1 pseudogene is annotated in these 792 nt (G+C 43.7%); it reads left to right on the top strand.

Annotation, left to right across the window (positions count from 1 at the left end):
- Positions 1-792: pseudogene (locus U736_RS11465) on the top strand (hypothetical protein); the annotation flags it as partial.

Here is a 792-nt window from a genome sequence, read left to right as displayed (position 1 = left end):
TTGTGGAATGAAAGTGCAAAAGCCTTTGTAGCCAAGCATGGGGAAAAGGAAAGCAAGACAAACAGCAAGATCACATCGCTGGCTGATGGTTCTATTGTGGTAGGTTCGAGCGATGCGATTACGGGTGGTCAGATTTATGATCTTCGAAAACAGTTTGCTGGCTATTTTGGTGGCGGTGCTGGTTATAATGAGAAAGGCGAATGGCAAGCTCCAAACTATACCTTATCCAGTATTGATAAAGATGGTAAGGTAACAGATAAATCACACACCAATGTTGGTTCTGCCTTTGAAGGACTTGATGATAATATCAAGACTGTGAACGCTCGCATTAAGGAAGTGTCAGAAGGAGTTGCTCAGGATTCCTTGTTATGGAATGGTAAAGCCCATGCCTTTGTAGCGCAGCATGAAAAGAGAGAAGAACAAGCCGACGGCACAGTTGTAGTGACACAAGAAAACAGCAAGATTACATCTCTAGCTGATGGCTCTATAGCATCAGGCTCGAGTGATGCGGTTAATGGTGGACAGATTTATGATCTGAATCAGTCGCTAGCAAAGTATTTTGGTGGCGATGCTAAGTATGATGGTGATGGTTGGGTCCTTCCAGGTTTCAAGCTAATGACTTTCCAAGAAGATGGCAGCTTTGAAGAGGAGGATTATGATAGCATTGCAGCCGCGTTTGCCGGTATCAATAAGGTCTTCAAGAATCTTCATAATGAGATTTCAGAAAACATTGAGCAAAATGCGTTGTTGTGGAGTGATGATGCGGGTGCGTTTGTAGCACAGCATGAGAAG

Origin of the sequence: Bartonella grahamii ATCC 700132, assembly GCF_000518085.1 — a bacterium.
GTDB classification, from domain to species: domain Bacteria; phylum Pseudomonadota; class Alphaproteobacteria; order Rhizobiales; family Rhizobiaceae; genus Bartonella; species Bartonella grahamii.
The sequence above is the reverse complement of the archived record's forward strand: the minus strand, read 5'-3'. Positions and strand labels throughout refer to the sequence as shown.